24 protein-coding genes are annotated in these 22,638 nt (G+C 40.8%); 13 read left to right on the top strand and 11 right to left on the bottom strand.

All coding sequences use genetic code 11. The features are described from left to right. Nucleotides 1–134: 134 nt before the first annotated feature. Both Q1A31_RS13625 and Q1A31_RS13620 read right to left on the bottom strand, forming a co-directional pair. Entirely contained in the window at nt 135–1,505 is a 1,371-nt protein-coding gene (locus Q1A31_RS13625; RefSeq protein WP_299877631.1) for an AMP-binding protein, read from the bottom strand. A gap of 26 nt (nt 1,506–1,531) precedes the next feature. Beyond that, entirely contained in the window at nt 1,532–1,801 is a 270-nt protein-coding gene (locus Q1A31_RS13620) for a phosphopantetheine-binding protein (protein WP_299877628.1), read from the bottom strand. A 254-nt stretch (nt 1,802–2,055) separates the two neighbouring features. On the opposite strand from Q1A31_RS13620, the gene Q1A31_RS13615 reads away from it, so the two are divergent. The 9 genes from Q1A31_RS13615 (at nt 2,056) to Q1A31_RS13575 (ending at nt 10,896) form a co-directional block, all read left to right on the top strand. Continuing rightward, nucleotides 2,056–3,000: a hypothetical protein gene (locus tag Q1A31_RS13615; RefSeq protein WP_299877625.1), complete on the top strand. Its 945-nt coding sequence runs from the start codon at nt 2,056–2,058 to the stop codon at nt 2,998–3,000. Between the two features lie 43 nt (nt 3,001–3,043). Next, nucleotides 3,044–3,856 (top strand): 1-acyl-sn-glycerol-3-phosphate acyltransferase, encoded by an 813-nt coding sequence (locus Q1A31_RS13610; protein ID WP_299877622.1) that lies wholly within the window; start codon nt 3,044–3,046, stop codon nt 3,854–3,856. A 145-nt stretch (nt 3,857–4,001) separates the two neighbouring features. After that, nucleotides 4,002–4,253, top strand: coding sequence for an acyl carrier protein (locus Q1A31_RS13605; protein WP_299877619.1), 252 nt, complete (start codon nt 4,002–4,004; stop codon nt 4,251–4,253). A gap of 16 nt (nt 4,254–4,269) precedes the next feature. Next, nucleotides 4,270–4,749 (top strand): thioesterase family protein, encoded by a 480-nt coding sequence (locus Q1A31_RS13600; RefSeq protein WP_299877616.1) that lies wholly within the window; start codon nt 4,270–4,272, stop codon nt 4,747–4,749. Continuing rightward, nucleotides 4,746–5,450: an outer membrane lipoprotein carrier protein LolA gene (locus Q1A31_RS13595; RefSeq protein WP_299877613.1), complete on the top strand. Its 705-nt coding sequence runs from the start codon at nt 4,746–4,748 to the stop codon at nt 5,448–5,450. The genes Q1A31_RS13600 and Q1A31_RS13595 overlap by 4 nt, the downstream gene beginning before the upstream one ends. 10 nt (nt 5,451–5,460) lie before the next feature. After that, nucleotides 5,461–7,890, top strand: a complete 2,430-nt coding sequence (locus tag Q1A31_RS13590) for an MMPL family transporter (RefSeq protein WP_299877610.1) — start codon at nt 5,461–5,463, stop codon at nt 7,888–7,890. Nucleotides 7,891–7,921: 31 nt separating this feature from the next. Next, on the top strand, nt 7,922–8,665 hold the full coding sequence (fabG, locus tag Q1A31_RS13585) for a 3-oxoacyl-ACP reductase FabG (protein WP_299877607.1): 744 nt from the start codon (nt 7,922–7,924) through the stop codon (nt 8,663–8,665). Between the two features lie 46 nt (nt 8,666–8,711). Beyond that, complete coding sequence (locus tag Q1A31_RS13580) at nt 8,712–10,025, top strand: NAD(P)/FAD-dependent oxidoreductase (protein WP_299877604.1); 1,314 nt, start codon at nt 8,712–8,714, stop codon at nt 10,023–10,025. Between the two features lies 1 nt (nt 10,026). Next, nucleotides 10,027–10,896, top strand: a complete 870-nt coding sequence (locus tag Q1A31_RS13575; RefSeq protein WP_299877601.1) for a cupin-like domain-containing protein — start codon at nt 10,027–10,029, stop codon at nt 10,894–10,896. Nucleotides 10,897–10,945: 49 nt separating this feature from the next. Here the strand turns inward: Q1A31_RS13575 and Q1A31_RS13570 are convergent, their stop codons facing one another. The 9 genes from Q1A31_RS13570 to Q1A31_RS13530 all read right to left on the bottom strand — a co-directional run bounded on the left by Q1A31_RS13570 (nt 10,946) and on the right by Q1A31_RS13530 (nt 19,121). After that, entirely contained in the window at nt 10,946–12,193 is a 1,248-nt protein-coding gene (locus tag Q1A31_RS13570; RefSeq protein ID WP_299877598.1) for a beta-ketoacyl-ACP synthase, read from the bottom strand. A 2-nt stretch (nt 12,194–12,195) separates the two neighbouring features. Continuing rightward, nucleotides 12,196–12,669, bottom strand: coding sequence for a hypothetical protein (locus tag Q1A31_RS13565; RefSeq protein ID WP_299877595.1), 474 nt, complete (start codon nt 12,667–12,669; stop codon nt 12,196–12,198). Next, entirely contained in the window at nt 12,666–13,697 is a 1,032-nt protein-coding gene (locus tag Q1A31_RS13560; protein ID WP_299877592.1) for a hypothetical protein, read from the bottom strand. Before Q1A31_RS13560 ends, Q1A31_RS13565 begins: the two co-directional genes overlap by 4 nt. Before the next feature lie 2 nt (nt 13,698–13,699). Next, nucleotides 13,700–14,431 (bottom strand): glycosyltransferase family 2 protein, encoded by a 732-nt coding sequence (locus Q1A31_RS13555; protein ID WP_299877589.1) that lies wholly within the window; start codon nt 14,429–14,431, stop codon nt 13,700–13,702. Nucleotides 14,432–14,439: 8 nt separating this feature from the next. Then, nucleotides 14,440–14,892: a hypothetical protein gene (locus tag Q1A31_RS13550; protein ID WP_299877586.1), complete on the bottom strand. Its 453-nt coding sequence runs from the start codon at nt 14,890–14,892 to the stop codon at nt 14,440–14,442. Further along, nucleotides 14,889–15,416, bottom strand: coding sequence for a septation protein IspZ (locus tag Q1A31_RS13545; RefSeq protein ID WP_299877583.1), 528 nt, complete (start codon nt 15,414–15,416; stop codon nt 14,889–14,891). Before Q1A31_RS13545 ends, Q1A31_RS13550 begins: the two co-directional genes overlap by 4 nt. Nucleotides 15,417–15,512: 96 nt before the next feature. Further along, nucleotides 15,513–17,090 (bottom strand): NAD(P)/FAD-dependent oxidoreductase, encoded by a 1,578-nt coding sequence (locus Q1A31_RS13540; protein WP_299877579.1) that lies wholly within the window; start codon nt 17,088–17,090, stop codon nt 15,513–15,515. A 1-nt stretch (nt 17,091) separates the two neighbouring features. Beyond that, entirely contained in the window at nt 17,092–17,919 is an 828-nt protein-coding gene (locus tag Q1A31_RS13535; protein ID WP_299877576.1) for a beta-ketoacyl synthase chain length factor, read from the bottom strand. Continuing rightward, a complete protein-coding gene (locus Q1A31_RS13530; protein ID WP_299877572.1) occupies nt 17,919–19,121 on the bottom strand; it encodes a beta-ketoacyl-ACP synthase in 1,203 nt (400 codons plus the stop codon). Before Q1A31_RS13530 ends, Q1A31_RS13535 begins: the two co-directional genes overlap by 1 nt. Nucleotides 19,122–19,318: 197 nt before the next feature. Here Q1A31_RS13530 and Q1A31_RS13525 point away from each other — a divergent pair, with 197 nt between their 5' ends. The 4 genes from Q1A31_RS13525 (at nt 19,319) to Q1A31_RS13510 (ending at nt 22,597) form a co-directional block, all read left to right on the top strand. Beyond that, nucleotides 19,319–20,170 (top strand): MipA/OmpV family protein, encoded by an 852-nt coding sequence (locus tag Q1A31_RS13525; protein ID WP_299877569.1) that lies wholly within the window; start codon nt 19,319–19,321, stop codon nt 20,168–20,170. Nucleotides 20,171–20,240: 70 nt separating this feature from the next. Then, complete coding sequence (locus tag Q1A31_RS13520) at nt 20,241–21,506, top strand: flavohemoglobin expression-modulating QEGLA motif protein (RefSeq protein ID WP_299877566.1); 1,266 nt, start codon at nt 20,241–20,243, stop codon at nt 21,504–21,506. 118 nt (nt 21,507–21,624) lie between these two features. Then, nucleotides 21,625–21,933 carry a DUF1244 domain-containing protein gene (locus Q1A31_RS13515; protein WP_299877563.1) on the top strand — a complete coding sequence of 103 codons (309 nt, stop codon included), beginning with the start codon at nt 21,625–21,627 and terminating at the stop codon, nt 21,931–21,933. Nucleotides 21,934–22,054: 121 nt separating this feature from the next. Continuing rightward, entirely contained in the window at nt 22,055–22,597 is a 543-nt protein-coding gene (locus tag Q1A31_RS13510; RefSeq protein WP_299877560.1) for a redoxin family protein, read from the top strand. The last annotated feature ends 41 nt before the right edge of the window (nt 22,598–22,638 follow it).

Genomic DNA, 22,638 nt, shown 5'->3' with positions numbered 1-22,638 from the left:
TTATTATTACAGATATTATTCAAAAAGAGAACAAAAATGAAACAAAATAATTAATCAGAGTAAATGATAAAAAACTGCCTCAAAGTAGGGGGGTGACTTTGAGATCTAAAAAGACACTCTTCTAAGAGTCTTTTTTAGTTTTTAATTAGTTCCTGATAAAAATGAAGCAATGCTTGTTTGGGGAGTTTGCCGTTTTCTTCTCTCGGTAGTTTCTCAACTTGAATAATGGGGCGAGGAATAAAAGCAGGGTCTAAATATTCACGAAAATGGTCAGCAAGTTGCTTTTTCGATACGCCATCTTTCAGTGCAACGATTGCAACTAATCGCGGAATAGGGCGATCCTGTGGTGGAAAGAAAACGATGCCATCAATCAGTTCAGAAAACGAAAGCAGTACTTTGTTAATTTCATTTAAAGAACCACGCTTGCCAGCAATATCAATCATATCGTCAGTACGACCCTTTAGACGAAATTGATGCTCGTTCAATAGCTCTATAAAATCGCCTAATGTTGCAGATTCTTTGACGTGTTCGGTATGCGCAAGTATTTGATTTGACGCCTGTTGATCAAAATGAATCCCATCAAATTTATCCCAGATATCCGTGTGGGCTGTTTCTCTGACGGCCATTGAACCGATCTCACTACAACCATACACCTCGCGCATTTTTGTGTTAAATAATGCTTCAACTTGAGTCGCGAGTTCCTGAGTCAACGGTGAGGTCGCACATAGCACGGTTTCAAGTTTTGGGAATTTCAGCTCGCTGCCAACTACCGCACGTAAATGCACGGGAGTAGAAACCATCATGCGAGGTGCGGGTAGCATCTCAATTAAGGTCTGTATATCTTGTGGGAATAATGGTTTTGAATCGACCACACAGATGTTGGCAAACAATGCCATCAACACCGATGTCTCAAGGCCCCACATGTGTTGAGCGGGAACCGTCGCCAGCAGTTGAATGGTTTCGGCTGATTTCGGTAACATGTAATGGCTGTTAATTATGGTGCTGTCGACAAAGGTTCTCCAGCTTTTTTCATTGGGTTTTGCATCCCCTGTGGAGCCCGATGTAAAGCTAATGGCAGCGAGTTGATTAACATCAATTTCTGGTATTTCGTTGACTGTTTGAATGTCAGAAATACCTTCTTTACCGAGATCAATCGCTAATAAATCAGGATCAGTTTCTGAACCATCATGAATAACATAGGTATTGTTATAGCGTTCTGAGAGCCGTTTTTGTGTGGCTATATTTCTGTTAGACGGTAATAAATTGACTTGGTTTTTTAAAACAGTTGCGCAAAGCACCACAGCGAATAAATAGCGATTGCCACATAAATTAATAATGTGTTGTTTGTCGTCGGGTAATTGTTTTGATAATGCGACAACAGTATCGATAAAGCGTTGCGTGCTAACAAATCCCTTAGTGTCTCCAGTGGTTTTGTTGTCTTTAGTGAGATAGGCAAAATTATCACATAGATTTCGGTTCGTTAGCGGGAATGTTTTTCTAGTCATAATATGAAGCTATTATGTCCGATTTGCTAGTTAGCTTTATTTTTCTCGACAAAGTCAGTAAGGCTTTTCAAGGTCGCAAACGCTTCACGAGTGCTTTCATCTTCTGCCTTCATTTGAACGCCAAAATCTTGAGAAATAGCCAGTGCAATTTCTAACGCATCGATAGAATCCAGACCCAGACCATCACCAAATAACTGATCGTTCGGATCGATTTCTTCAGCGCTGATATCTTCAAGATTCAGAACTTCAACCAGTAATGTTGCCATTTTATTTTCGGCTTCAGTTTGTACGCTCACTATTTTCCTCACTCACAGTCATCTTTATTTTTTTGAGGGTATAGTTTAAACTATATTCCATTGATAAATCATCTAAATTCACGTTTCGCCAGGCTGTGAGTTTTAAATATTTACTATGATTTTTTGATTATTATTTTCGACTGCTTATTAATTAAGCTATTTGTTAGTGGCAGCTAATTTCCATTTAAAACCTTTTTCATGTTTTAGTCCTCGTTCGGCTGAATATGAACATTCTTCGCTAGAGAATACAGAAAATGCTTATTAATTCTTATTCGAGTGCATCGGCAGAACAACTCAATGCAGAATCCCAGAATTTGGCTGTTATTGGTTTCGATTGTCCGATCACTCGTCAAAGTCAAAATCACATACCTTCAGGTCTCGGTAGAACCGATGCCAGCGATTTTGTGCATGAATTATGGAAGATTAAAGATGAGCCTGTAATCAGCGGAATATCTGGCTTATGCAAGTGGTCTGAATCTGGCGGTTTTTTGTTTACATCTATTAGCTTAACAGCAGAAGAATGTGAAGACTTAGAGGCAGCAACAGAGTCTGTTTACGCTGAGTTATTAGCATTTATTAATCAAACCGAACAACAAAACCTGTTACGTTTCTGGAACTATGTGCCTGCGATCAATAAAGGGCTGGGCGATAACGAAAACTATAAATTATTTTGTAATGGTCGCCTCAAAGCATTTAAACAGGCGGGCATAAACGATGCTGATTTTCCTGCTGCTACTGCCGTTGGAAATGTCACTGGCGGCATGACGATATACGCAATATCCAGCGTTTACAAAGGCATTCACCATACCAATAATAAACAGCAGAACGCTTATCAGTATCCGCGCCAATATGGTATCAGTAGTCCATCTTTTGCGCGTGCAACCAGTCTCGAACACCCTAAAGGCAATCTGTTATTTATCTCTGGTACGGCTAGTATCATTGGACATGAGACGTTGCATGAGGGTGATTTAGCCGCCCAACTACAAATCACCAAAGATAATATTTTTCACTTGCTGGAAAAAACCGGCTACGAAGTTGATTCGATTCAAACCATGAAAGTGTATCTGCGAAATAAATCTTGCCTGGAAGAATCAAAGAAATCATTAGATATAGATTTTCCCGATGCGGCGAAAATTTACACAATTGCAGATATTTGCCGTTCTAACTTGCTTGTCGAAGTTGAATGCTATTGCGCTTAGTGTTTGACTTTAAACGTCCTTCTATCTATTCCCAGATAAATCCTTGAAGATCCTATCTCTCAACCATTACTGGCGGATTATCGCTGCAGGCATTAGTTATATTGTATTTACTGTGGGCGCATTCTTTCCTGTCATTCATGCTGTTTTGATTGTTGTTTTTGTAAAGGATCAGGAAGGGAAGCAGAAAAAAATCCGTAAAACCATACAAAGACTGTGTAAGTTCTATGTTGATTTTATGCAATTTCTGGGATTGATGTCTTATGATTTAGAACGACTTAATAGCGATGAAATCAAAGGCAAAGTTGTCATTTCCAATCATTCTATGTTGATTGATGCGTTATTTATTTTAGCCTATGTAGATGATGTATGTTGCGTGGTGAAAGAAGCACTTTTTCGTAATCTTGTAACACGCCTAACCGTGAGTCTGGCCGGTTATATTCCTAATGATGAAGAAGATCTGGTAGGCATGGCTGCGGAGAAACTTGCCGCTGGTGAAAATATTCTAATATTTCCTGAAGGTACGCGTAACCAATACGACACTCAATTGGAATTCAAACGTGGTGCCGCAAATATTGCGATTCATGCAAATAGCGATATTGTTCCTTTTCTTATAACGTGTTCGCCGCGTGCTTTGCAAAAGTATGAAAGCTGGTATCAGCTTCCTGATATCAAATCAAAAATTTTAGTGCGGATAAATCCTACGTTAACCATTGAGGAATGCATTGATACAAGCTTGGCAAGAACTATTCAATACCGTCGTTTAACTGATTTTTTAAGAGACTATTATCTAACGGCAATTAAGCAATTAGATAACTATACAACCAAAACTGATAAGCCACCCCCCCACTTTGAATGACATTATGTTTTTGTTGTTAAAAAACATAAATGGAATTTATGCAGAGCTCAGGCGTTTTTTTTTGGAAAGATTCATAATGCGTTTAATAGTACAATTGCGCATAAGAATATATACAGTGAGTTAGAATAAATATGAGCGTTACAGTATGAGCAGTTATGAACAAAGCTACCAACAAACTCTTCAACAGTTGAAAGAAAAATTAATCGAGTTATTTGAATTAGAAGAAGCAGAACTGGTCGCAGATGCGCGCCTCTATCAAGACCTTGATATTGACAGTATTGATACGGTTGATCTGATGGTAGAGCTAAAAAAGCATACCGGCAAAGATTTATCACCGAAGCTATTTAAAGATGCGAGAACTATCGATGATGTGGTTAAAATCATCGTAGAAATCTAATAGAAATATCAGTTTAATGAAAACCAATTCAAAAAAAGCAGGTCCGACACTGAGTGTCACACTTCCCATGGAAGTGGGTTTTTATGATGTCGATTCATATCGCATCGTATGGCATGGCAACTACCCGAAATATTTTGAAATAGCGCGCTGTAAATTGCTGTCTAAAATAGGCTTCACCTATGCAGATATGGAAGAAACTGGCTATTTTTATCCAGTGGTTGATCTGCACACCAAGTACATCAGGCCTTTGCGGTTTGAACAGCAGTTTGAAATTACTGCAGAACTGAAAGAGTGGGAGCATAAGCTCGTTATCGATTATCTAATTGTTGATGTCGCAACGCGAGATGTGGTTACCAAGGGGCAGACGACGCAATTTGCTGTAAAGATGCCAGAAGAAATCACCCAGTTTGATGCGCCTAAACAACTCCTGGATAGCGTCGATGCTGCATTTAAGGCCCTAGCTGATGAAAAACCAGAAGAACAAGGTGATGCATGATTAGACCTTTTTTGTTAATGCTTTGTTTGATGGCCAGTGTAGTTAGTAGTGTTTCACTAAGCGCCAATACGCCAGAAAACATAAAAGCATTAAAGTCTATGATGCCAGAAGCGTGTAACTTCTCCGGTGAGTTCAGTCAAAGCAAGCAAATAAAAAGTCTACCAGTTCCATTGGTTTCAATGGGCGAATTCATTTATTCCTGTGATTTAGGTTTAATCTGGAAAACGCAAAAGCCGATTGTCGAGTCGCTGGTTTTTACTAATCAAAAACTCAACTTTTTAGTGCCAGAAAAACTTTCTGTTGAAATTCTGGATGGCGTTCAGCATGACTTTTTGGCAAATCTGTTACTGGGCTTGATGGCTGGCAATACTGAGTTCATAGCAAAAGAATTCGATTTCCAGATTTCAAAGAATGATACGACAGGCGTTGAGTTAAGCTTAGTACCGAAAAATAAAATGGTGAAACAGGCTATTGATTCTGTTGTGTTAGCAAAGCCAAATACTAAAAAAGAGTTACAGATTTCAATCACCGATAAAAACCAGCAAGTAACCAGAATAGTGAGTAGCGAAAAACAGCAATATGCGATGAACGATAAACTCTCTAAAGATGCTGCATTTTCAGAGAGGTGTGCATCGCTTTCTGCTGATGGCTGTAAATTATTATTGAATCCAGTTCGTATCACTACCAGCGGCCAAAACTGAGTAATCATTCATGATTGTTTGGCGATCACTATTTGTAATCTGCATTGTTTTTACGCTTGCCTTCTTTTTTCAAAACAGCGGCAAACTCGTTGTCGATACCAGCCTTGGTGATCTTTCACCAGATCTGGAATTAGATCAATCAACACAAGATGCGATGGATGGACTGACTGAAAATATCAGTCGTAATATTTTGTTCGTCGTAGGTGCTGATGATAAGCAACAACTTGATGCAGCAAAGGCAGATTTGAGCAAACGCTTATCCGAACTTAAGCCATTAACTGTTTTATCGAGTGATGCTTTATCGCTGACTGATATCATTGATTCACTGGCGAAATATCGGTTTCACTTACTCACTGCAACAGCGCAGAAAAATATTAAAGAAGAAAGTGCAGAAGAGCTTGCAAAACAAGCTCAGGCGAAGCTGTTTCGACTCACAAATGCACCACTCATGTCTTTTGAAAAAGACCCTCTAGGCGTTCATAGCGAATATTTTAGTGAGTTTCTGCAAAAGATAAGCGCAGATTTGGAACAGGCGCAAACCCATGGTTCTGAAGCTAGCAGTAGTGATGATGCCGAGCAAAATAAAAAGCACAAAAAACATTACGCTGTTATCCAAACTAAATTGCAAAAAGATGGGCTGGGATTAGACGGGCAGAATCAACTGCTTGCTGATATCAACACGATTAGTAAAGACCTTAAAGACAAATACAAGATTGAAATACTGCGCTCAGGTGTGTTTTTCTTTGCCGTGGATGCGGCGAGTAAATCTAAAAAAGATATCAGTTTTATATCCACTATTTCGATGGTTGGCGTGCTGCTGGTATTGCTCTTAACGTTTCGTAGTGTGGTGCCGTTGATACTGCCGTTTTTATCGATTGCTTTTGGCGTTGCTTTTGCCTTTGCTGTTTCGCATTTTATTTACGGAAAAATTCACATATTAACCATCGTGTTTGGCGCAAGTTTGATTGGTATTGTAATCGACTATTCGATTCATTATTTCTTCCATCAGTCCCAGGCTTTATCAGATGGCGTAAGTGCTGGCGCAGAACGTGGTGTTGAGCATTCGCAATCCAGATTACATAGCGCGCTGTTATTAAGTTTGGTGACGTCACTATTAGGATATTTGGCCTTATATTTTTCTCAACTCGATGCCTTGAAAAAGGTGGCTGTGTTTTCTTGCTGTGGATTAACAATGGCGTGGTTAAGCGTTATCTGTTTAGGGCAATATTCGAGTAAAAGAATTAAGGTGAATAACACAGTCATCAATACAATATTAAATATTTTCAAGCGACCCTTAACGGTATTTAGTCCCAGAATCGTGGTTATAACGATTGTGCTATTAATGCTGAGTTTGGCGCTCAGTATATTTGCTGTTAAAACCAGTGATGATCCACGTTTTTTCTTTACGCCTGATCCAGAGATATTAGCGAGTGAGGTTGCTGTATCCCAAATAGCTTCGGACTATGAACCAGGTAGATTCGTGGTAATCAGTGGTCAGAGCTCTGAAGAGCTTATTGGCCTAACAGAGTCGTTTTACGATAAAGTAAAAGCCACCCCCCCACTTATAGCCGATAATTTTAAAAGTATTACGCAATGGTTGCCAACGCCTCAACAGCAGCGTGAGAACTATCAGATACAGGGAAAGCTATACGGAGACAATCAAGCCGTTGATGCCTTGTATTCCTTATTGGGTGCTGAAAAAAGTAAGGCAAAAGTCATCAAAACTGAATATGCAAATTCAGAAAAACTGATTCTAGAGCCGCAACAACTGAACGAGCTTTTTAAAGAGATACTGCCACCGCTTTGGTATACAAAAAAAGATCAGGTTGCAAAAAGTCCTGTAGAACAGGGGCATAAAAATAGCAAAGCTGGGGACAATTTTCGAAACTTTATCTTAATCGCCAAAGGAACAGACTTTGAAGCTCTAGAAAAGCTAAGCAACACGATGCCTTTTGTAAACTATGTGAATACGGTCGAAAGCGCGAAAAAATCATTGGCAGATCAGCGCGTTTCAGCCACTCAATTGTTACTTGTAGCCTATGCTTTAATTGCACTTTTAATACTGAGTCGCTATCGTAAATTATCTGCTTTAAACATTGTTCTGGTTCCATTGTGTGCCACCGCAGCGTTAATTGTGTTATTGAATGTATTGGGTGTGTCCTTCAATCTATTTCATGTGATGGCATTGTTTCTGGTGCTGGGCTTGGGGATGGATTACGGTATATTTGCCTATGAACTTCAAGACGGAAATGTTACGCAGCAGGCGATCTTTATTTCCGCAATCACAAGCCTGTTGTCTTTCGGATTATTAGGTTTAAGCGCTATTCCGGTTGCACAAAGTTTTGGTATGATTTTATTTATTGGAAATAGTTTTAATTTAATTGCTTCGTTGATCTATGCCGAGTTTTTGGCAAACAAAGCAATAACACGTTATAAATAGAGATAGAGTTCGCTGTTATGGAAAACAAATCATGAGTAAAAAAAGAGTATTGGTCACTGGCGCCAGTCGAGGTATCGGCAAGGCAACCGCGATTGAACTTGCCGCTGATGGCTTTGATGTCACTGTGCATTACAATAGTAATCAAAAAGCTGCGGATGAAGTGCTTGAGCTTATCGAAAAAGCGGGTGGCTCAGGTCAAATCATGCAATTTGATATTGGTGATAGAGAACAAACCAAAGCCTTGTTAGAGGCAGATTTAGAGAAAAACGGGGCTTTCTATGGTGTTGTTTGTAATGCTGGTATCGCTGACGACGCCGCATTCCCAGCGATGGAAGCCGAACAGTGGGATAGTGTGATTCACACCAATCTGGATGGCTTCTATAATGTGTTATACCCATTGATTATGCCAATGATTCGTTTAAGACAGGGCGGTAGAATTGTGACCTTAACCTCTGTATCTGGTTTAATCGGAAATCGTGGTCAGGTAAATTATAGTGCTGCCAAAGCAGGTATTATAGGCGCAAGTAAATCGCTCGCTATCGAATTGGCGAAACGTAAAATCACTGTTAATTCGGTTGCTCCCGGAGTCATCGAGACAGATATGACTGAGGGGCTTTTTAAAGAAGAGGCCTATGTCAAAGAAGCTAAAAAGATGATCCCGATGGGCACTTTTGGTCAAGCCAGTGATATATCATCAACCATTAGTTTTCTGTTTTCTGATAAAGCGGCTTATATCACGCGCCAGACGATTAGCGTCAATGGTGGCATGTGTTAGCTTGCGATGAACAAATAGTTTTTAGCAAACCAACAATCAAAAAGTGATGGATAAACAAGTTAAAAGTGTTGCGATTATAGGTGCGGGGCCATCAGGCTGCGCGCTAGGATGCTTTCTCATAGAGAGAGGTATCGCGGTCACTATTTATGATAATTTGAGCAAACCAGAATTAATCGTAGGCGAATCAAATTTGCCCGCAGTCGTGCCCATTTTCCGTCGCTTAGGAATTGAAGAAAAAGTCGCCGCTATTTCACAAATTAAACGGGGTGCATCCTTTAGGCATGGCAGTGGCATACGCATGGATATCCCGTTTCAAACGCCCGGTAAACATTATCCTAACTTTTCTTACAATACGCCTCGCCCACAACTAGATTCACTGATACGCCAACGCGCTGAAGAGGTTGGTGTTCGATTTGTGAATAAAAAAGCGACATTAGAATTAGCGCCTGAGAATTCAGAGCGAGATTTAATTCTGTCTGAAGTGTCTTTGAATGATGCTGGATTGAGCACAGAAACACATCCAGATATTTTGATTGATGCGTCGGGGAGAAGTCGTCTTTTTAGCCGCTTGCTTGATATTCCGGCAAAACGTGGTGGTCGTGATGATATTGCGTATTTTGCTCATTTTGAGAACTTCGAATACAAAGAAGTGATTGAAGGCCAAATTGTTGTTTCCATATTAGATCACGGCTGGTCATGGCAAATACCTTTGAAAGGGAGATTATCTGTCGGTGTGGTGCTTAATAAACAGGCCGCCAAGAGTTACGGAGAAACCCCGGAAGAACGTTTAGATAATGTAATTAAACACAATTCCTTGCTAAAAGACGAAGGAAAGAACGCCAAACGTATAAGCAAAGTCATGCGTTATTCTAATTACCAATTACTTTCTGAAAAAGGCTATGGAAAGGGCTGGGTTATGTTGGGTGATGCTTTTGGTTTTGTCGATCCGATGTTATCCCCCGGTGTTTTTATGGCCTTAAATGCGGCACAAAGCATTGATGAAATCGTATTCAGTAGTCCTAAAATTACCTCGGCGAATTTAGAAAAATATTCTCAACAGGTAAATAGCTGGCATCAGTCGTGGACGACACTGATTGATTATTTTTACGATGGCCGATTGATGAGTTTGTCCGAACAGGGCAAGTCCATACAGGAAAATCCCAAGTCGTCAGTTGTGGGTAAAATGGCTGAGAAACTATACAGCAGAATAATTTCATCGATGGTCACTGGTATCAAAACTCGTTCTAAGGTAAATCAATCCCTGTTGTACCATGGCTGTCGCCAGCTATTGAAGGATCAGGAAGTCTTGAACGGCTATGCGGTAAAACCCTTTATAAAAAAAGAACAGAATAGTCACTGATATGTTTGAAAAAATTGCCCCCAATAAAGTAAAGCGTGTTTCGGAAATTACCAAGGAGCAATTTCTCAAAAATCATAAAGATACTGGCATTCCGGTAATCTTACCCACTCTTATGGAAGACTGGCCTGCCAAAGAAAAATGGGATGTCGATTATTTAATTGAAACCCTGGGTGATGAGGTTGTACCTGTGTACAGCAGTAAACCAGCCGTAGGCAAATCACATCAACATGCTGCTGCGAGGGAAATGCCGTTGCGTGATTACTTGAATTTACTGAAAAACGGCGAAAACGATTTACGCATGTTTTTTTATAATATTCTGAATAATGCACCACAGATGATTAAGGATTTCTCCTATCCTGATATCGGTCTTAAGTTCTTTAAGAAACTACCGGTTTTATTCGTTGGTGGGCGTGGCGCCAAAGTCCAGATGCATTACGATATTGATCTGGCGAATTTGATTCTGTGTCATTTCGGTGGCGTTAAAAAAGTATTGCTTATTCCGCCAGAACAAACCCAATTTATGTATAAAGTGCCATTCTCTTTCAGTGCTTTGTACGATGTGGATTTTTTAAATCCTGATTTTGAAAAATACCCTGCGCTAAAGTACGTTAAAGGTTATGAGGCAGAATTAAACCACGGCGATGCTTTATTCATCCCCTCTGGTTATTGGCATTATATTGTCTATGAAGACATTGGCTTTTCCATGACTTTGCGCGCATTTCCTACCAAGTTTAGTCAGCGTTTAAGTCTATTAAAAAATATTTTCGTGACCAGAACGGTAGAAGGATTGATGCGTAAAACTCGCGGACAAGCATGGAATGATAGAAACGAAAGAAAAGCGGTTGAGATAACAAACAGGAATATTCCTTAACACTTAATGTGAAAAAAGTTCCTTAAAGTAGGGGGGTGACTTTGTCTAATTAATCTTTAAACTTTTTTACAATTAAAGATGTATTTATCCCGCCAAATGCAAAGTTATTGCTCATAACCATATCAGTATCAATCGCTCTTAGATCACCTTGGATATAATCTAAATCAGCACACCTTGGATCAACTTCAGTCAGGTTTAGTGTGGGCGCGAACCAGCCTTCGTTCATCATCTGGATAGTGGAGTACAATTCAAACGCACCACAGGCACCAAGACTATGCGCAGTATAGCTCTTAATCGAGCTGGTTGGCTTTTTGCCGAGTACATTTAACGTCGCTTGTGATTCTGCGATATCGCCGTATTCGGTCGCTGTGGCGTGCGCGCTAACATAACCAATTTGATCTGCTGTAACTCCGGCATCATCAAGGCTCATTTGCATCACGCTTTGCATGGTCTCCTGATTCGGACGCATGATATGCGAGCCATCAGAGTTTGTACCGTATCCTATGATTTCAGCCAGAATATTAGCGCCGCGTTCTTTAGCGTGATCGTAAGATTCTAATATCAGTGAGCTAGCGCCTTCGCCAAGAACAAGGCCATCACGATCTTTATCAAAAGGACGGGGCGAAAGGTGGGGGGTGTCATTGGTGATACTGGCAGCAAAGATGGTATCGAAAACCGCTGCCTGAGTTGGGCAAAGCTCTTCCGCGCCACCAGCAATCATGACTTTTTGTTTGCCCGACTGAATAGCTTCATAGGCATAACCAATGCCCTGGCTTCCTGCGACACAAGCGCTAGAGGTTGTGTATACGCGTCCTTTGGTGCCAAAATATATGCCGATATTAACCGCTGCTGTGTGGCTCATCATGCGAATATAGGTGGTGGTATTGATGCGTTCCATCGACTGTTCTTCTAGCATGCTGAAGAATTCTACAGCACCCGCGCTGCTGCCCGTTGCAGAGCCAAAGCTCACGCCTGTCTGACCGTTAGTAATGACATCTTCACCATACAAACCTGATTCTTTAAGCGCTAATTCAGTGGCACGTACAGCCATCTGTGCAACTCTACCCATGCTTCTTTTCTTTTTTAGGCGATAGGTGTCTGGTAGCTCAAAGTCTTTGATGGGTGCAGCCAGACGCGTTTTAAGCTCGGGGTATTGATCCCATTCTTCCATGTAACACACTTTTGATTGTTTGCTTTCAAAAGATGTTTTTATTTCTTCCCAGGTTGAGCCCATTGACGAGATATTGCCAGCGCCAGTGATAACGACTCGATTGGGTGATTTTGATGAAGCTGGCATTATTAATGATTCTCTGCAGGTGATTTATTGATTGGCTGACGAAGTACAGATAAGTTGGCACTGGCAATGATTTCTGCTTCGTCTTTATAGCGAATTGTACAACTAAAACTTGCCAGTGTTTCTCCTACCATAGCGCTTTCACTGCATTCGACGACCAGTACACTGTTTTCTTTAAAATAAGATAGTGTGGATTGATATTTTCGAGTTCCCAGTAAAAAACCAAGCTTGGCATCTGCCGGATTTTTTATCGCTTGATTGCCTGCGATTAACGCAGCAGTTTGTCCCATGAATTCCAATCCAATGGTTGCTGGTACGCCCAAATCTTTTTCATAAAAAGTGGTTTCCTTGTCGATAAACACCTCAGCACTCGATTGTTTTTCGCTAACTTCCAATATTCTGTTAATCAACAGCATAGGTGGGCGGTGTGGAATTAACGTTAATATTTCTGGGTCAAAGCGTGTTGCTAAATCGCTCATGCTACTTCCTTGTTAGCGATAGTGTTAATTTGTTCCTGTGGGTTTTCTTCAGGTAGCCAGAAATCATAAAAATTAAACCATTGAAAAGGTGCTTTAGCGCACTGCTTTTCTAATTCTGTGGCAAACCTTTGTGCATAGTTTTCAATATCGCTTTGTCGTTGTTTGCGGCTAAGTACAATCTTTTCAGCGAAGTCGACCACTTCAAATTGTATCTGCCCAGATTTATCTGCAAAGTCTTGATAGGAAAACATCAGTTTTACCGGGCAATCTAATGCCTTCGCCAGTAAATAAGGGCCAATCGGTAATGCCGCTTTTTTATTAAAGAAATCGACAGTGACCGTACGCTCCACGCCAGTTAGTGGAATTCTGTCTCCTGCTATAAAGAGCCATTCTCCTGCATCTATCTTTTCCTTAAAAGACAGAATCGTATTGATATTGAACTCATCAACCTGATACACATTGAGTCTCGAATCTGGATTCAATTGAGCCATGATGTTGGTGTAGTTCTGTGAATGCTTATCGTGAAGTAATACGTTGATAGATTTGTCTTTATAGCGATGCATAAAACCACGACAGAATTCCAGATTGCCAAAATGAGAGCCAATAATCAATTGTCCGCGAGTATCGTTTAGTAACGTTTCAACGACTTCTGGTGAGTGAATTTTAAACAGGTCGCTATCAAGCTCCACATACCAGGATGAGAGTTTATCGACAACGGTCTCGGCGAATTGACGGAAGTGACGAATAGTGTCGGAAAACTTAGGTTTGCGCTTCCAGAAGTCAGGGTATTGTTGGTAATGATTTTTCAGGAATTCTTGCGATGCTTTACGTGAATCAGCACGAAAAATCACAAAGTAAGCAACCGTAGGTAATAACAATATAGATACAGCTTTTCGTCCAAGTGTTTTATGGATCAACCAGAGAAAACGTAACCCAAACAAAGTCCCAGCTTCCTGAGCGGAAGACCAGTGAGAATCGTCACTTGCCGCTCTTTGCTCGTTGTTCTTACTGTTACTGGAATTACTCATGTTTAGCTAAATTTTAGAAGTATAATTTTAGGAATGCGAATCAGCATACCTAGCATTAACTTGGTGTGGAGTTTGATTAAGAGTAAATTATCTCTCATATAATGAAAATGAGACACATTGTTTTCGATGTAAATGACTTTTGTGTCGATAAAGTCGGTTTTGATGCCTTCCCAATGTGATTTGACTAAAATATCCGTATCAAATGTCATACGTTTGCCGACATTGTAATTATCAAATACGATTTCAAACTCTTTAAGCGGATAGACTCTAAAGCCGCATAAGCTATCTTTAATATCAAACGACAGTGTTTCCAGGGCAACCCAGAAGCTCGTTACCTTTCTGCCGTACACTCTTGCTTTTGGGGCGCTCTCATCGAAATAGGGGGCACCGGAAACTATTTTGTGTGGGTTAGTCTCGCTATGTGAAATGAGTTTTTGTACATCTTCGATATTGTGCTGGCCGTCTGCGTCAATTTGAATGATGTGAGTATGCCCAGCCTGTCTTGCTGCATGGGCTGCAGTCAAAATCGCTGCGCCTTTGCCTCGATTATATGCGTGCTTGAGTAGTGTTATTTCAGGATAGTTACAGAGCAATTCCTCAAGCTTTTTGCGTTGATCTTCATCGCTGCCATCATCGACAACAATGCATGCCATGCCTAATGATTCTAGTTTTGGCAAGAATGCTTCAAAAGACTGGAAGTGATTATAATGAGGGACAGCAAGACAATAAGACATGATATAAATTATTTAGCCTCTGAAAATACTAATATGCCAGATGAAAAAAGGATTTCATCCTTTTCTTCCGTCATTGAATCGTCTTCTGTGATCGAGGTATATCGAAATTTCACAGTGTGTTTTTCAGGGTTTAAGGTGAGCGATAAGATTACCTTGGTTTCAGGCAAAATCATGGTGTTAAATTTTAAAGAATTAACGCCTCTGAATTCTTCGTATTTGAATAACCGTTTCGCTAGATCATTCGCCCAGTTAATCTGAACCACGCCGGGTAATACCGCCTGATCTGGAAAGTGTCCTTTAAAATAGGATAAGCTCACAGGAATGTCACAAATGACTTCGTATGAGTTATCAGTGGCTAAAGTGCTGGGTGTTTCACACACAGAGAATGTTGGCCATTTATCCTTCTCGGGATATTGCTGATTTAACTCTTCTGCTGTGATTGCTAGATTGATGCCTGTCATTTTTCTTCGTGTCTTTTGATGTGAATCTTACGGTAACCATATTCAAGGGCCATAAAACCACCGAGGAAAATATACGCTAAAAAGCCATTATAGAAAGTCCAGGCTTGAAGTGAAAGACAGCATGCGGTGTAGAAGGCTATGGCTGCGTTAACAATAAGAATAACGGCCCAGACCATCGAAAGGTTTCGCATATATTGTCGACCTTCATCGGGAATTTCTTTCATAAACATCTGGGCAAAGCGTTCAACCAAGGATGTTTCAGTGGTGAGTGACAACGCAAAAAATCCTGCAAAAGCAAGATTCATCATGACGGGATAATAACGAAGTAATTCTTCACTATTAAACCATGCTGCAATTACACACAATCCACCTACTAAAATCAGTTGGGCATATTGTTCCGGCCTTTGGAATTCACCTCTTAGAATGACTCGTGCTAGTAAAATAATAAAAAGCGCCAAAGAAAGCAGAGAAGGCCCAAACCTATCGAGGCTGAAATAGACGATAAAGGGATAGGCCACAGTCACAATGGCTATCAGGGCATATAGTATTTTTTTTGAATTCACAGCATCTAATCTTTGATGGCGTATTTAATAACTTAGTTTAATAGCTTAGTAAGCACTTTACGCTAAAACACTGTGTCGATACTCACCTAGCAAATCTCTTTCATCATCGCTGATAGATTGGCTAGGGTTGTCAGACAAAAACTCAAGTGAGTATTTCGCAATGCGCTCGAGCATCTCAGTATTGGTGGCTACAGCCTCTCTAATGTCTACCGTTTCATAGTCTTTTAAGACATCATTGAAATGGCGTAAACAAGGAATAAGGTATTGATCAAGGAAAATGCCTTGTGCAGGTTGAATAATGCGTTTGCTGGCCCTCTCTCTTAATTTCTCCTGAACTTGCTGGTGGAGCATTTTAGCTTTTGCTAGAAGAGGGTTTAGCTCGCGTATCGTATCGATATCAACAAAGGTATTTTTGAAAAACAATAAACTCAATATGCCCCAGTAATACGAATAATCCCAAAGTAGCTTGGTGCCCATCATTCTACGGTCTCCAAACCCACCATACTGCTGGGTGTATAGAGAAAGTGTATTTTCGTAATAATTATTTTGCAGGCTGTTGAAAACAACACTTTCGAGGCTGATATTGTTCTTTTCTTTTTGAGTGCTTATTAGGCTACTTATAAACGTGTTGCTCATCGCGATTGCATCACTACCTGGCGAATAGAAAGGGTCAGCAAATACGCCTGCTTCACCCGTTAAGCCCCAGCCATCTTCAGAAAAATACTTTTTACAGTCATAAGAGTAATCTCTTATAGCGACGTAATCTAAAACCTCGGCACCTTCAATTGCATTAGCACAATATGGTTGGTTTTTTGCTAGCCAGGCGAATGCATCATCGTAATCATTAAAGTCACTTTCTTCAAAAACCTGATCATCCATAACGATGCCAATACTTGTTGTGCCTGTACCTAGAGGGATTACCCAAACCCAGTAGCCGGGACCCATTAAGTGATTAGTACTTAACCAACGTTTGCCTGATTCAACAAGGCGGTTTTGCCAGTCACTATTTGAAGTCCAGTCATCTAAAGTCACCTGTCGATCAATTCGAAACCAGACTGCATTGGCTTTATGGTAGTTCTCTTTGGCCAGGTTGAGTTCTTTTTTAACCAGCATTTGACGTCCGGCTGCATCCACAAACCACTTGGAATTAAGCGTTTTGATGTCGCCGTTATTCGCAATGTCTATTTGTTGATGGTGTTTATCAAGTCTGATATTGCTGGTTGAAATGCCATCTATGACATTTACGCCTAGCTTGCTCGCTTCCCTGTGGAGTTTGTTTTCTAACACGCCTCGGTCTATCTGGTAGGTAGGAATGCCGAATAGATCACTAATACCTAACTCATCTTGATCTGAAAAGTCTGATTGCTGTTCACCAAAAAAACAACGCAGCCCATACTTACGTAGATGATCTTTCTCAAAATGGTCTTTTAGTCCCAATACTTCACTAAAGTAATGAGAGCCAATTTCTACCGTAGATTCGCCCACTTTGGCAATCGTTTCAGGAACAGGAAATGTTCTTTGTTCTAAAACGGCAACATCTAAATCAGGGGATTGTTGTTTGAGTTGCATGGAAAGCGACAGACCAGCAAGTCCGCCTCCTGCTATCACGACATCATAGTTTTGCGTATTGGACATATTAATTAACTAGCTTGGGATTATGTAAAGTTAACTGAAGCGATGTTTCAGCGCTGAGTGGAAGTAAAACAGTATCCGCAGAGTCTTTTGTCAGCATGTTTAATACTGCCAGAATTCTAGCGGATGGATTCTGTTTGTAGCTCGTATCAAGGTGAGTTTCCAAATCGAGTTCTGGCCATTCTGTTGCTTGTGACACTAATTGCATTTCCAGTAGGTTTGAATCGTTCTGATTTGATTCTAAAACAGGCTCAATAATTAGTGAGGCTGAGAACGACTGATCATTTTTTAATAGCGGTTTGAGAATTTCAGAAGAGGGTGCGTCATAAAACGTAATCTGCACAGGTGCTTGTTCTTGAACGCACTGGGTAACCGCTTCGAGTATTGCTAGCGATACAGACTCATTAAAACCTGCGACAGAGTTTGCAGCTTTCATGCAACCCGTACTAATCGTCCAGTAACCTGCGGCGGCGTTGTGTACCGAATTATGAAATTTGGTCGGCGATAATTGCATGTTTTCGGTAGCCAGCACTTTGCACATATAGTCTGTGAGTTGAGTGTCTCCTAAACCAGAAACAAAAACGCATGCCAAACCTTTCGGGTCTAAACCCGCCGATTGTGTCGCCTGCCATGAGGATTCAACTGCAAGCTTTACAGGCAGAGGTGCTCGTCGTCTTTCGTTGGCAGGGATAATTTCTGGCTTAGGACTGCTTGCTGTATTTTCAGCGGTAGCGCCAGTGGTCAGCAATTCTGAAAGTTCTTGCCAGTTTGTGTAATTTTGTCCCCAACCGCCCACGGCTTTGATGGAGCATCGTAAAATATTATCACTCATCAAGCGCTATCCTTATTACTATCAATCTTGCTGAAAACCAGACAGCAATTATTGCCACCAAAACCAAATGAGTTGGACATTACATGAGTCAGTGGGCGTTCGATATTTTCAGCCGTAATAGAAAAATCCAGCTCATTATCCAGATTGCTTAAATTCAAAGAACCAGGGATTAAATCAGTTCGCGCGGCATCAATAGCAATTAATGCTTCAGTGATCCCCGCAGCACCTAATGTATGTGCCATCCAGCCTTTTGTAGAAGAACATTGTGTGGATGATGGAAACATAGAGCCAATTAATTTTCCTTCGATAGAGTCATTCGCCTGACTCGATGTGCCGTGTAGATTGATGTAATCAATCTCTTCGGCAGGGAGTTTTGCCATTGTTAACGCACTTTCTATCGCCTGTTTGGCGCCCAATCCTTCGGGATGTGGGTGCGACATGTGATGAGCATCCGAGCTTTCACCGTAACCGGCTAACTCGATGCCTGTATCTGTTTCACAATCTTCTGCGCGCATTAAAATGGCATAGCCAGATGCTTCGCCCAGATTAATGCCGTCTCTGTCATTATCAAACGGCTTACAAGGATCTTGAGAGAGTAATTGCAGGGAATCAAAACCGTGCAAAACGCTATAGCACAAGGTATCAACGCCACCCACTAAAACAGCATCGACAACAAGACTCTGGAGCCATCTTGCGCCTGTGGCAAAAACTTTTGCGGATGAGGAGCAGGCCGTATTGATGGTGATTGCAGGGCCCGTCACGCCTGTTTGATGGGCGACAAATAACCCTGGTCCATGCGGGTTATGTACGGTTGCTTGTTGGTATTCTGCCGTCAGCGCGCCATTTTCATCGAGATGGCGGTAAGCCGTCTCAGTGCGATCGATACTTGAAGTGCTGGATCCCATAATGATTCCGACTCGACTAGGACGAAAACGCGTTTTCAGGTTTTCAAGTTGCGCTAAAATTGTTCCTTGTTGCAAGCCGTATGCCGCCATTGCATTGTTGCGACTTTGCCATTCACCCAAATCAATATCATCAATAGCGCTTACCCGTCCAATCCATGTGTCTAAATCAGAAAAAGGGAAGTCATTTTTGCGAAGTCCACTTTTTTGATTTTTAATAGCAATGCGAAGTTGCTCTATGTTGTCAGCGACAGCGGTTGTGGATTCGTAGTCAACAATGCGTATATTGCGTATTTTCATGTATTAAGCAGTCAATAAAATCTAATAGATTAGAGGGGGTAAAGAGAAGTGGATTCTATCAAATTAGCTTATACATTAACTAACTTTTTCATATTTTATTGGTTTGTCAGAACTTCTTGAAATATCAGCCTATTTTTATTGCAATAAATGGGAATTACTTCCATGCTAATCCTTTTTGTATTGGTTATGGGCAAACGATGAAGTTTTTCACAATATTTCAGATGTTTATACTCACGGTAATTCTCGTGGTTGGCGCTACAGCAAGCGCAGAGACGGATAAAGACGAAGAAGGATTGCCCCTTTGGGAGTTAGGTTTAGGCTTGGGCGCAGTGCATCAGTCGTACTACACGGGTACTAAACAATCGCGTGTTATTTTGCTGCCAATCCCCGTGCCTGTTTATCGTGGCGACATCTTAAAGTCAGATGATGATGGCGTGCGTGCGCAACTATTTAAAAATAAACGCGCAAAATTAGATATCAGTATGGATTTCAATGCTCAGATTGAGAGTGATGATGTTGATCTGCGTGAAGGTATGGATGATATCGGAAATATTGTCGAGTTCGGTCCCTCTTTTGAGGTGCTGTTAGGTGAAACGGATAACAGTCGATTGCATTTGAATTTACCCCTTCGAGCGATTGTCGAAATTGGAGAAAATGGTTTCGATAGTCGTGGTTTCAATTTCTCCCCGCATTTGACCTATCATCGCGACTTGGCATTTGCCGACAATTCATGGATTGCAGGTGTTTCTTTAGGGCCGCAATTTGGTAATTCTGATTATCATGATATTTATTACGGCGTGGGTACGGCTGATGTGACGTCAAACAGAGCCGCTTATTCAACCGCCAGCGGTTATTCAGGATCGCGTTTACAGTTGACGCTGAAGTCTAATAACCGTAAGCGTTTACTCCTTGGTTTTTTACGTTATGAGAATATTGACGGCGCAACGTTTGATGATTCGCCGATGGTTGAAACGAATGAGAACCTGGTTGTCGGATTTCTGTATAGCCATTACTTCTTTAAATCGAAACAACGGGTTCATAGAAAGTAAAAGTCACCCCCCTACTTATGGCGGTTTTTTATTCTCTTTTTAATCTACTGGAAAATATGAGTCATAATTTATGAATAAGTCTAATCAGCGAATCTCAGATTTGAGTTCACGCCTCTATCAGGCTTCTACAGAAATACGAATTCTTAAGCATATTAGTTGGCCTATTGAGGTTCGCGAAACGTTTTTTAGAAATAAAGCACAGCAATTACCAGAAATAGAATACCCAAGATTTGAACCACATAATGTATTGATGCAAATATCATCAATTCAGTCAGAGCTGGGTGATACTGTTGTGGACCAATGGCTGAATCGCCAGGCTCAGGATATTGCAGGAAGTGCTTTGATGTTAAGCGCTTCTGGTACAGAGCAATTTTATAAATATTCACGTGAGTTATATGGTGCGCCAAAAGACCCTCTAACAGATGGGATGACAACATCGCTGGCACTGGCACAAAAATTTGAGAAGCTGCTAGAATCTTTTTCCGATATTGATTTGGGTGCTCCTGCTAATGCAGATCGCTCCGCAGATGATGTTGCAGAAAAAATGTTAAAGGAGGTAAAGAAAACCTTCGCTAGCGATGCGCCAGAAATTTTGATTGTTGATGATCTCTCCGCAAATGCCTTGGCAAGCTCTAAAAGCATTCAGATTCGTCGAGGTGCAAAATTTACCGATCGTGATGTATTACAATTGATAAATCACGAGGCGCATATCCATGTTGCCACTTCTCTAAACGGTATAGAACAAGATTTATTACCCATGCTTGGCGCTAGTCATGCAGGAACAACCCGCACCCAGGAAGGCCTGGCTGTATTTGCAGAATTCATTACCGGAACGATGGATTTAGATCGAATGCGTCGTCTATCTGATCGAGTGCTGGGCATTCAAATGGCGATTGATGGTGCAGACTTTATCGAGGTATTTAGGTTTTTCGAAAACCGGCTGGATAATGAGGAACAAGCTTACGAAAACGCCCGACGAGTGTTCAGAGGAGGCGTAATAACCGGCGGTGCTCCTTTTACAAAGGATATTGTATATCTGGATGGTCTCTTGCGGATGCATAGCTTCTTGCGTGCTATTGTTGATACTAAACGTGTAGATTGTTTTCCTTTGATATTTTGTGGCAAGCTTGATTTGGAAGATATCACTGTACTTGGTCAGTTAGTGAAAGAAGGACTGTGCAAAAAACCAAAATATTTACCACCATGGGCAAGCGATAAACGTTTCCTACTAAGTTATCTCGCTTTTTCATCTTTACTCAATCACATTGATATGAAAAAAGTGAAGCAGCATTACAATATTTTATTGAATGAAGCGCCACATCTGGATTGGTCATAATCAGTTATAAAAAGTCACCCCCCTACTTAAAGGCCTTTTTTCTACATCCGAGATAATTGTATTTATTTCGGCTATCATTCTTAAATTAACCCTTACATATTTTCAAGAGAGATTTATCGTGGATAAACAAACGCAATTAGAAATCGAAGCAGCAGCCTGGCGCAAAACCCTGGAGCATTTTCAAAAACGTACCGATGTACAGAATATTGATTTGATGAATATGGCGGGTTTTTGCCGTAACTGCCTATCTAAATGGTATATGGGCGAAGCAAAAGAACGTGGTGAAGAGATCGATTATGATCAGGCGCGTGAAATTGTTTACGGCATGCCGTATGACGAATTTAAAGATAAATTTCAGGAAAAAGCATCTGAAGAGCAGATGGCCGCGTTTAATAGTATTGAGTGGGGTAAAGACACCACCGAATGATTTAATAGTTCAGTGTATTCATCTTTTGCCCCAGCACAGCGTTACTTTCGTATTCGAAAGTGCCTTGTTCTGAACCAAAATCTAAACACACTGAATCATTAAATACGTGGGAGTTTTACAGATGCAACTTTTTAAAGACCTAAGAAATCGTTTTTTATTTGCAGTATTTGTGATGTTTTTTGCTCTCCCTGCTCAGGCTAAAGATGCTTATGCTTTGCCTGAATTTACACAAAAATCTGCGCAAGAGTGGTTGAATTCGAAACCACTCACAAAAAAAGATCTGTTAGGTAAAGTTACTCTGGTTGATTTTTGGACGTTCGATTGCTGGAATTGCTATCGTTCCTTTCCCTGGTTGCACGGCATAGAAAACAAATATAAAAGCAAAGGCTTTCAAATCATCGGTATTCACTCGCCTGAGTTTGACCATGAAAAAATTCACGCCAATATCAAGGCGAAAATAAAACAATTTAAAATTACCAATCCAGTGATGGTTGATAATGATATGGGATACTGGCGTGCGATGAATAACCGTTACTGGCCAGCCTATTATATCGTTGATAAAAAAGGTCGAGTGCGTGCCAGTTATATTGGCGAAACGCATAAAAACACTGCGCAAGCGAATCAGATTGAAGCGACTATAGAGAAGCTTCTAGCCGAAAAATAAGATAGATAGAATTAGTATGAATCGTTAAAAAAACACCTCAA

Origin of the sequence: uncultured Cocleimonas sp. (genome assembly GCF_947495625.1) — a bacterium.
Classification (GTDB): Bacteria; Pseudomonadota; Gammaproteobacteria; order Thiotrichales; family Thiotrichaceae; genus Cocleimonas.
This window is presented reverse-complemented; position numbering and strand designations above follow the sequence as displayed.

What these genes read in the sequence shown, in the direction of transcription:
- Q1A31_RS13625 (WP_299877631.1), bottom strand. Translation starts at nt 1,505, where the DNA reads ATGACTAGAAAAACATTCCCGCTAACGAACCGAAATCTATGTGATAAT.
- Q1A31_RS13615 (WP_299877625.1), top strand. Translation starts at nt 2,056, where the DNA reads ATGCTTATTAATTCTTATTCGAGTGCATCGGCAGAACAACTCAATGCA.
- Q1A31_RS13605 (WP_299877619.1), top strand. Translation starts at nt 4,002, where the DNA reads ATGAGCAGTTATGAACAAAGCTACCAACAAACTCTTCAACAGTTGAAA.
- Q1A31_RS13600 (WP_299877616.1), top strand. Translation starts at nt 4,270, where the DNA reads ATGAAAACCAATTCAAAAAAAGCAGGTCCGACACTGAGTGTCACACTT.
- Q1A31_RS13595 (WP_299877613.1), top strand. Translation starts at nt 4,746, where the DNA reads ATGATTAGACCTTTTTTGTTAATGCTTTGTTTGATGGCCAGTGTAGTT.
- Q1A31_RS13590 (WP_299877610.1), top strand. Translation starts at nt 5,461, where the DNA reads ATGATTGTTTGGCGATCACTATTTGTAATCTGCATTGTTTTTACGCTT.
- fabG (WP_299877607.1), top strand. Translation starts at nt 7,922, where the DNA reads ATGAGTAAAAAAAGAGTATTGGTCACTGGCGCCAGTCGAGGTATCGGC.
- Q1A31_RS13580 (WP_299877604.1), top strand. Translation starts at nt 8,712, where the DNA reads ATGGATAAACAAGTTAAAAGTGTTGCGATTATAGGTGCGGGGCCATCA.
- Q1A31_RS13575 (WP_299877601.1), top strand. Translation starts at nt 10,027, where the DNA reads ATGTTTGAAAAAATTGCCCCCAATAAAGTAAAGCGTGTTTCGGAAATT.
- Q1A31_RS13570 (WP_299877598.1), bottom strand. Translation starts at nt 12,193, where the DNA reads ATGCCAGCTTCATCAAAATCACCCAATCGAGTCGTTATCACTGGCGCT.
- Q1A31_RS13565 (WP_299877595.1), bottom strand. Translation starts at nt 12,669, where the DNA reads ATGAGCGATTTAGCAACACGCTTTGACCCAGAAATATTAACGTTAATT.
- Q1A31_RS13560 (WP_299877592.1), bottom strand. Translation starts at nt 13,697, where the DNA reads ATGAGTAATTCCAGTAACAGTAAGAACAACGAGCAAAGAGCGGCAAGT.
- Q1A31_RS13555 (WP_299877589.1), bottom strand. Translation starts at nt 14,431, where the DNA reads ATGTCTTATTGTCTTGCTGTCCCTCATTATAATCACTTCCAGTCTTTT.
- Q1A31_RS13550 (WP_299877586.1), bottom strand. Translation starts at nt 14,892, where the DNA reads ATGACAGGCATCAATCTAGCAATCACAGCAGAAGAGTTAAATCAGCAA.
- Q1A31_RS13540 (WP_299877579.1), bottom strand. Translation starts at nt 17,090, where the DNA reads ATGTCCAATACGCAAAACTATGATGTCGTGATAGCAGGAGGCGGACTT.
- Q1A31_RS13535 (WP_299877576.1), bottom strand. Translation starts at nt 17,919, where the DNA reads ATGAGTGATAATATTTTACGATGCTCCATCAAAGCCGTGGGCGGTTGG.
- Q1A31_RS13530 (WP_299877572.1), bottom strand. Translation starts at nt 19,121, where the DNA reads ATGAAAATACGCAATATACGCATTGTTGACTACGAATCCACAACCGCT.
- Q1A31_RS13525 (WP_299877569.1), top strand. Translation starts at nt 19,319, where the DNA reads ATGAAGTTTTTCACAATATTTCAGATGTTTATACTCACGGTAATTCTC.
- Q1A31_RS13520 (WP_299877566.1), top strand. Translation starts at nt 20,241, where the DNA reads ATGAATAAGTCTAATCAGCGAATCTCAGATTTGAGTTCACGCCTCTAT.
- Q1A31_RS13510 (WP_299877560.1), top strand. Translation starts at nt 22,055, where the DNA reads ATGCAACTTTTTAAAGACCTAAGAAATCGTTTTTTATTTGCAGTATTT.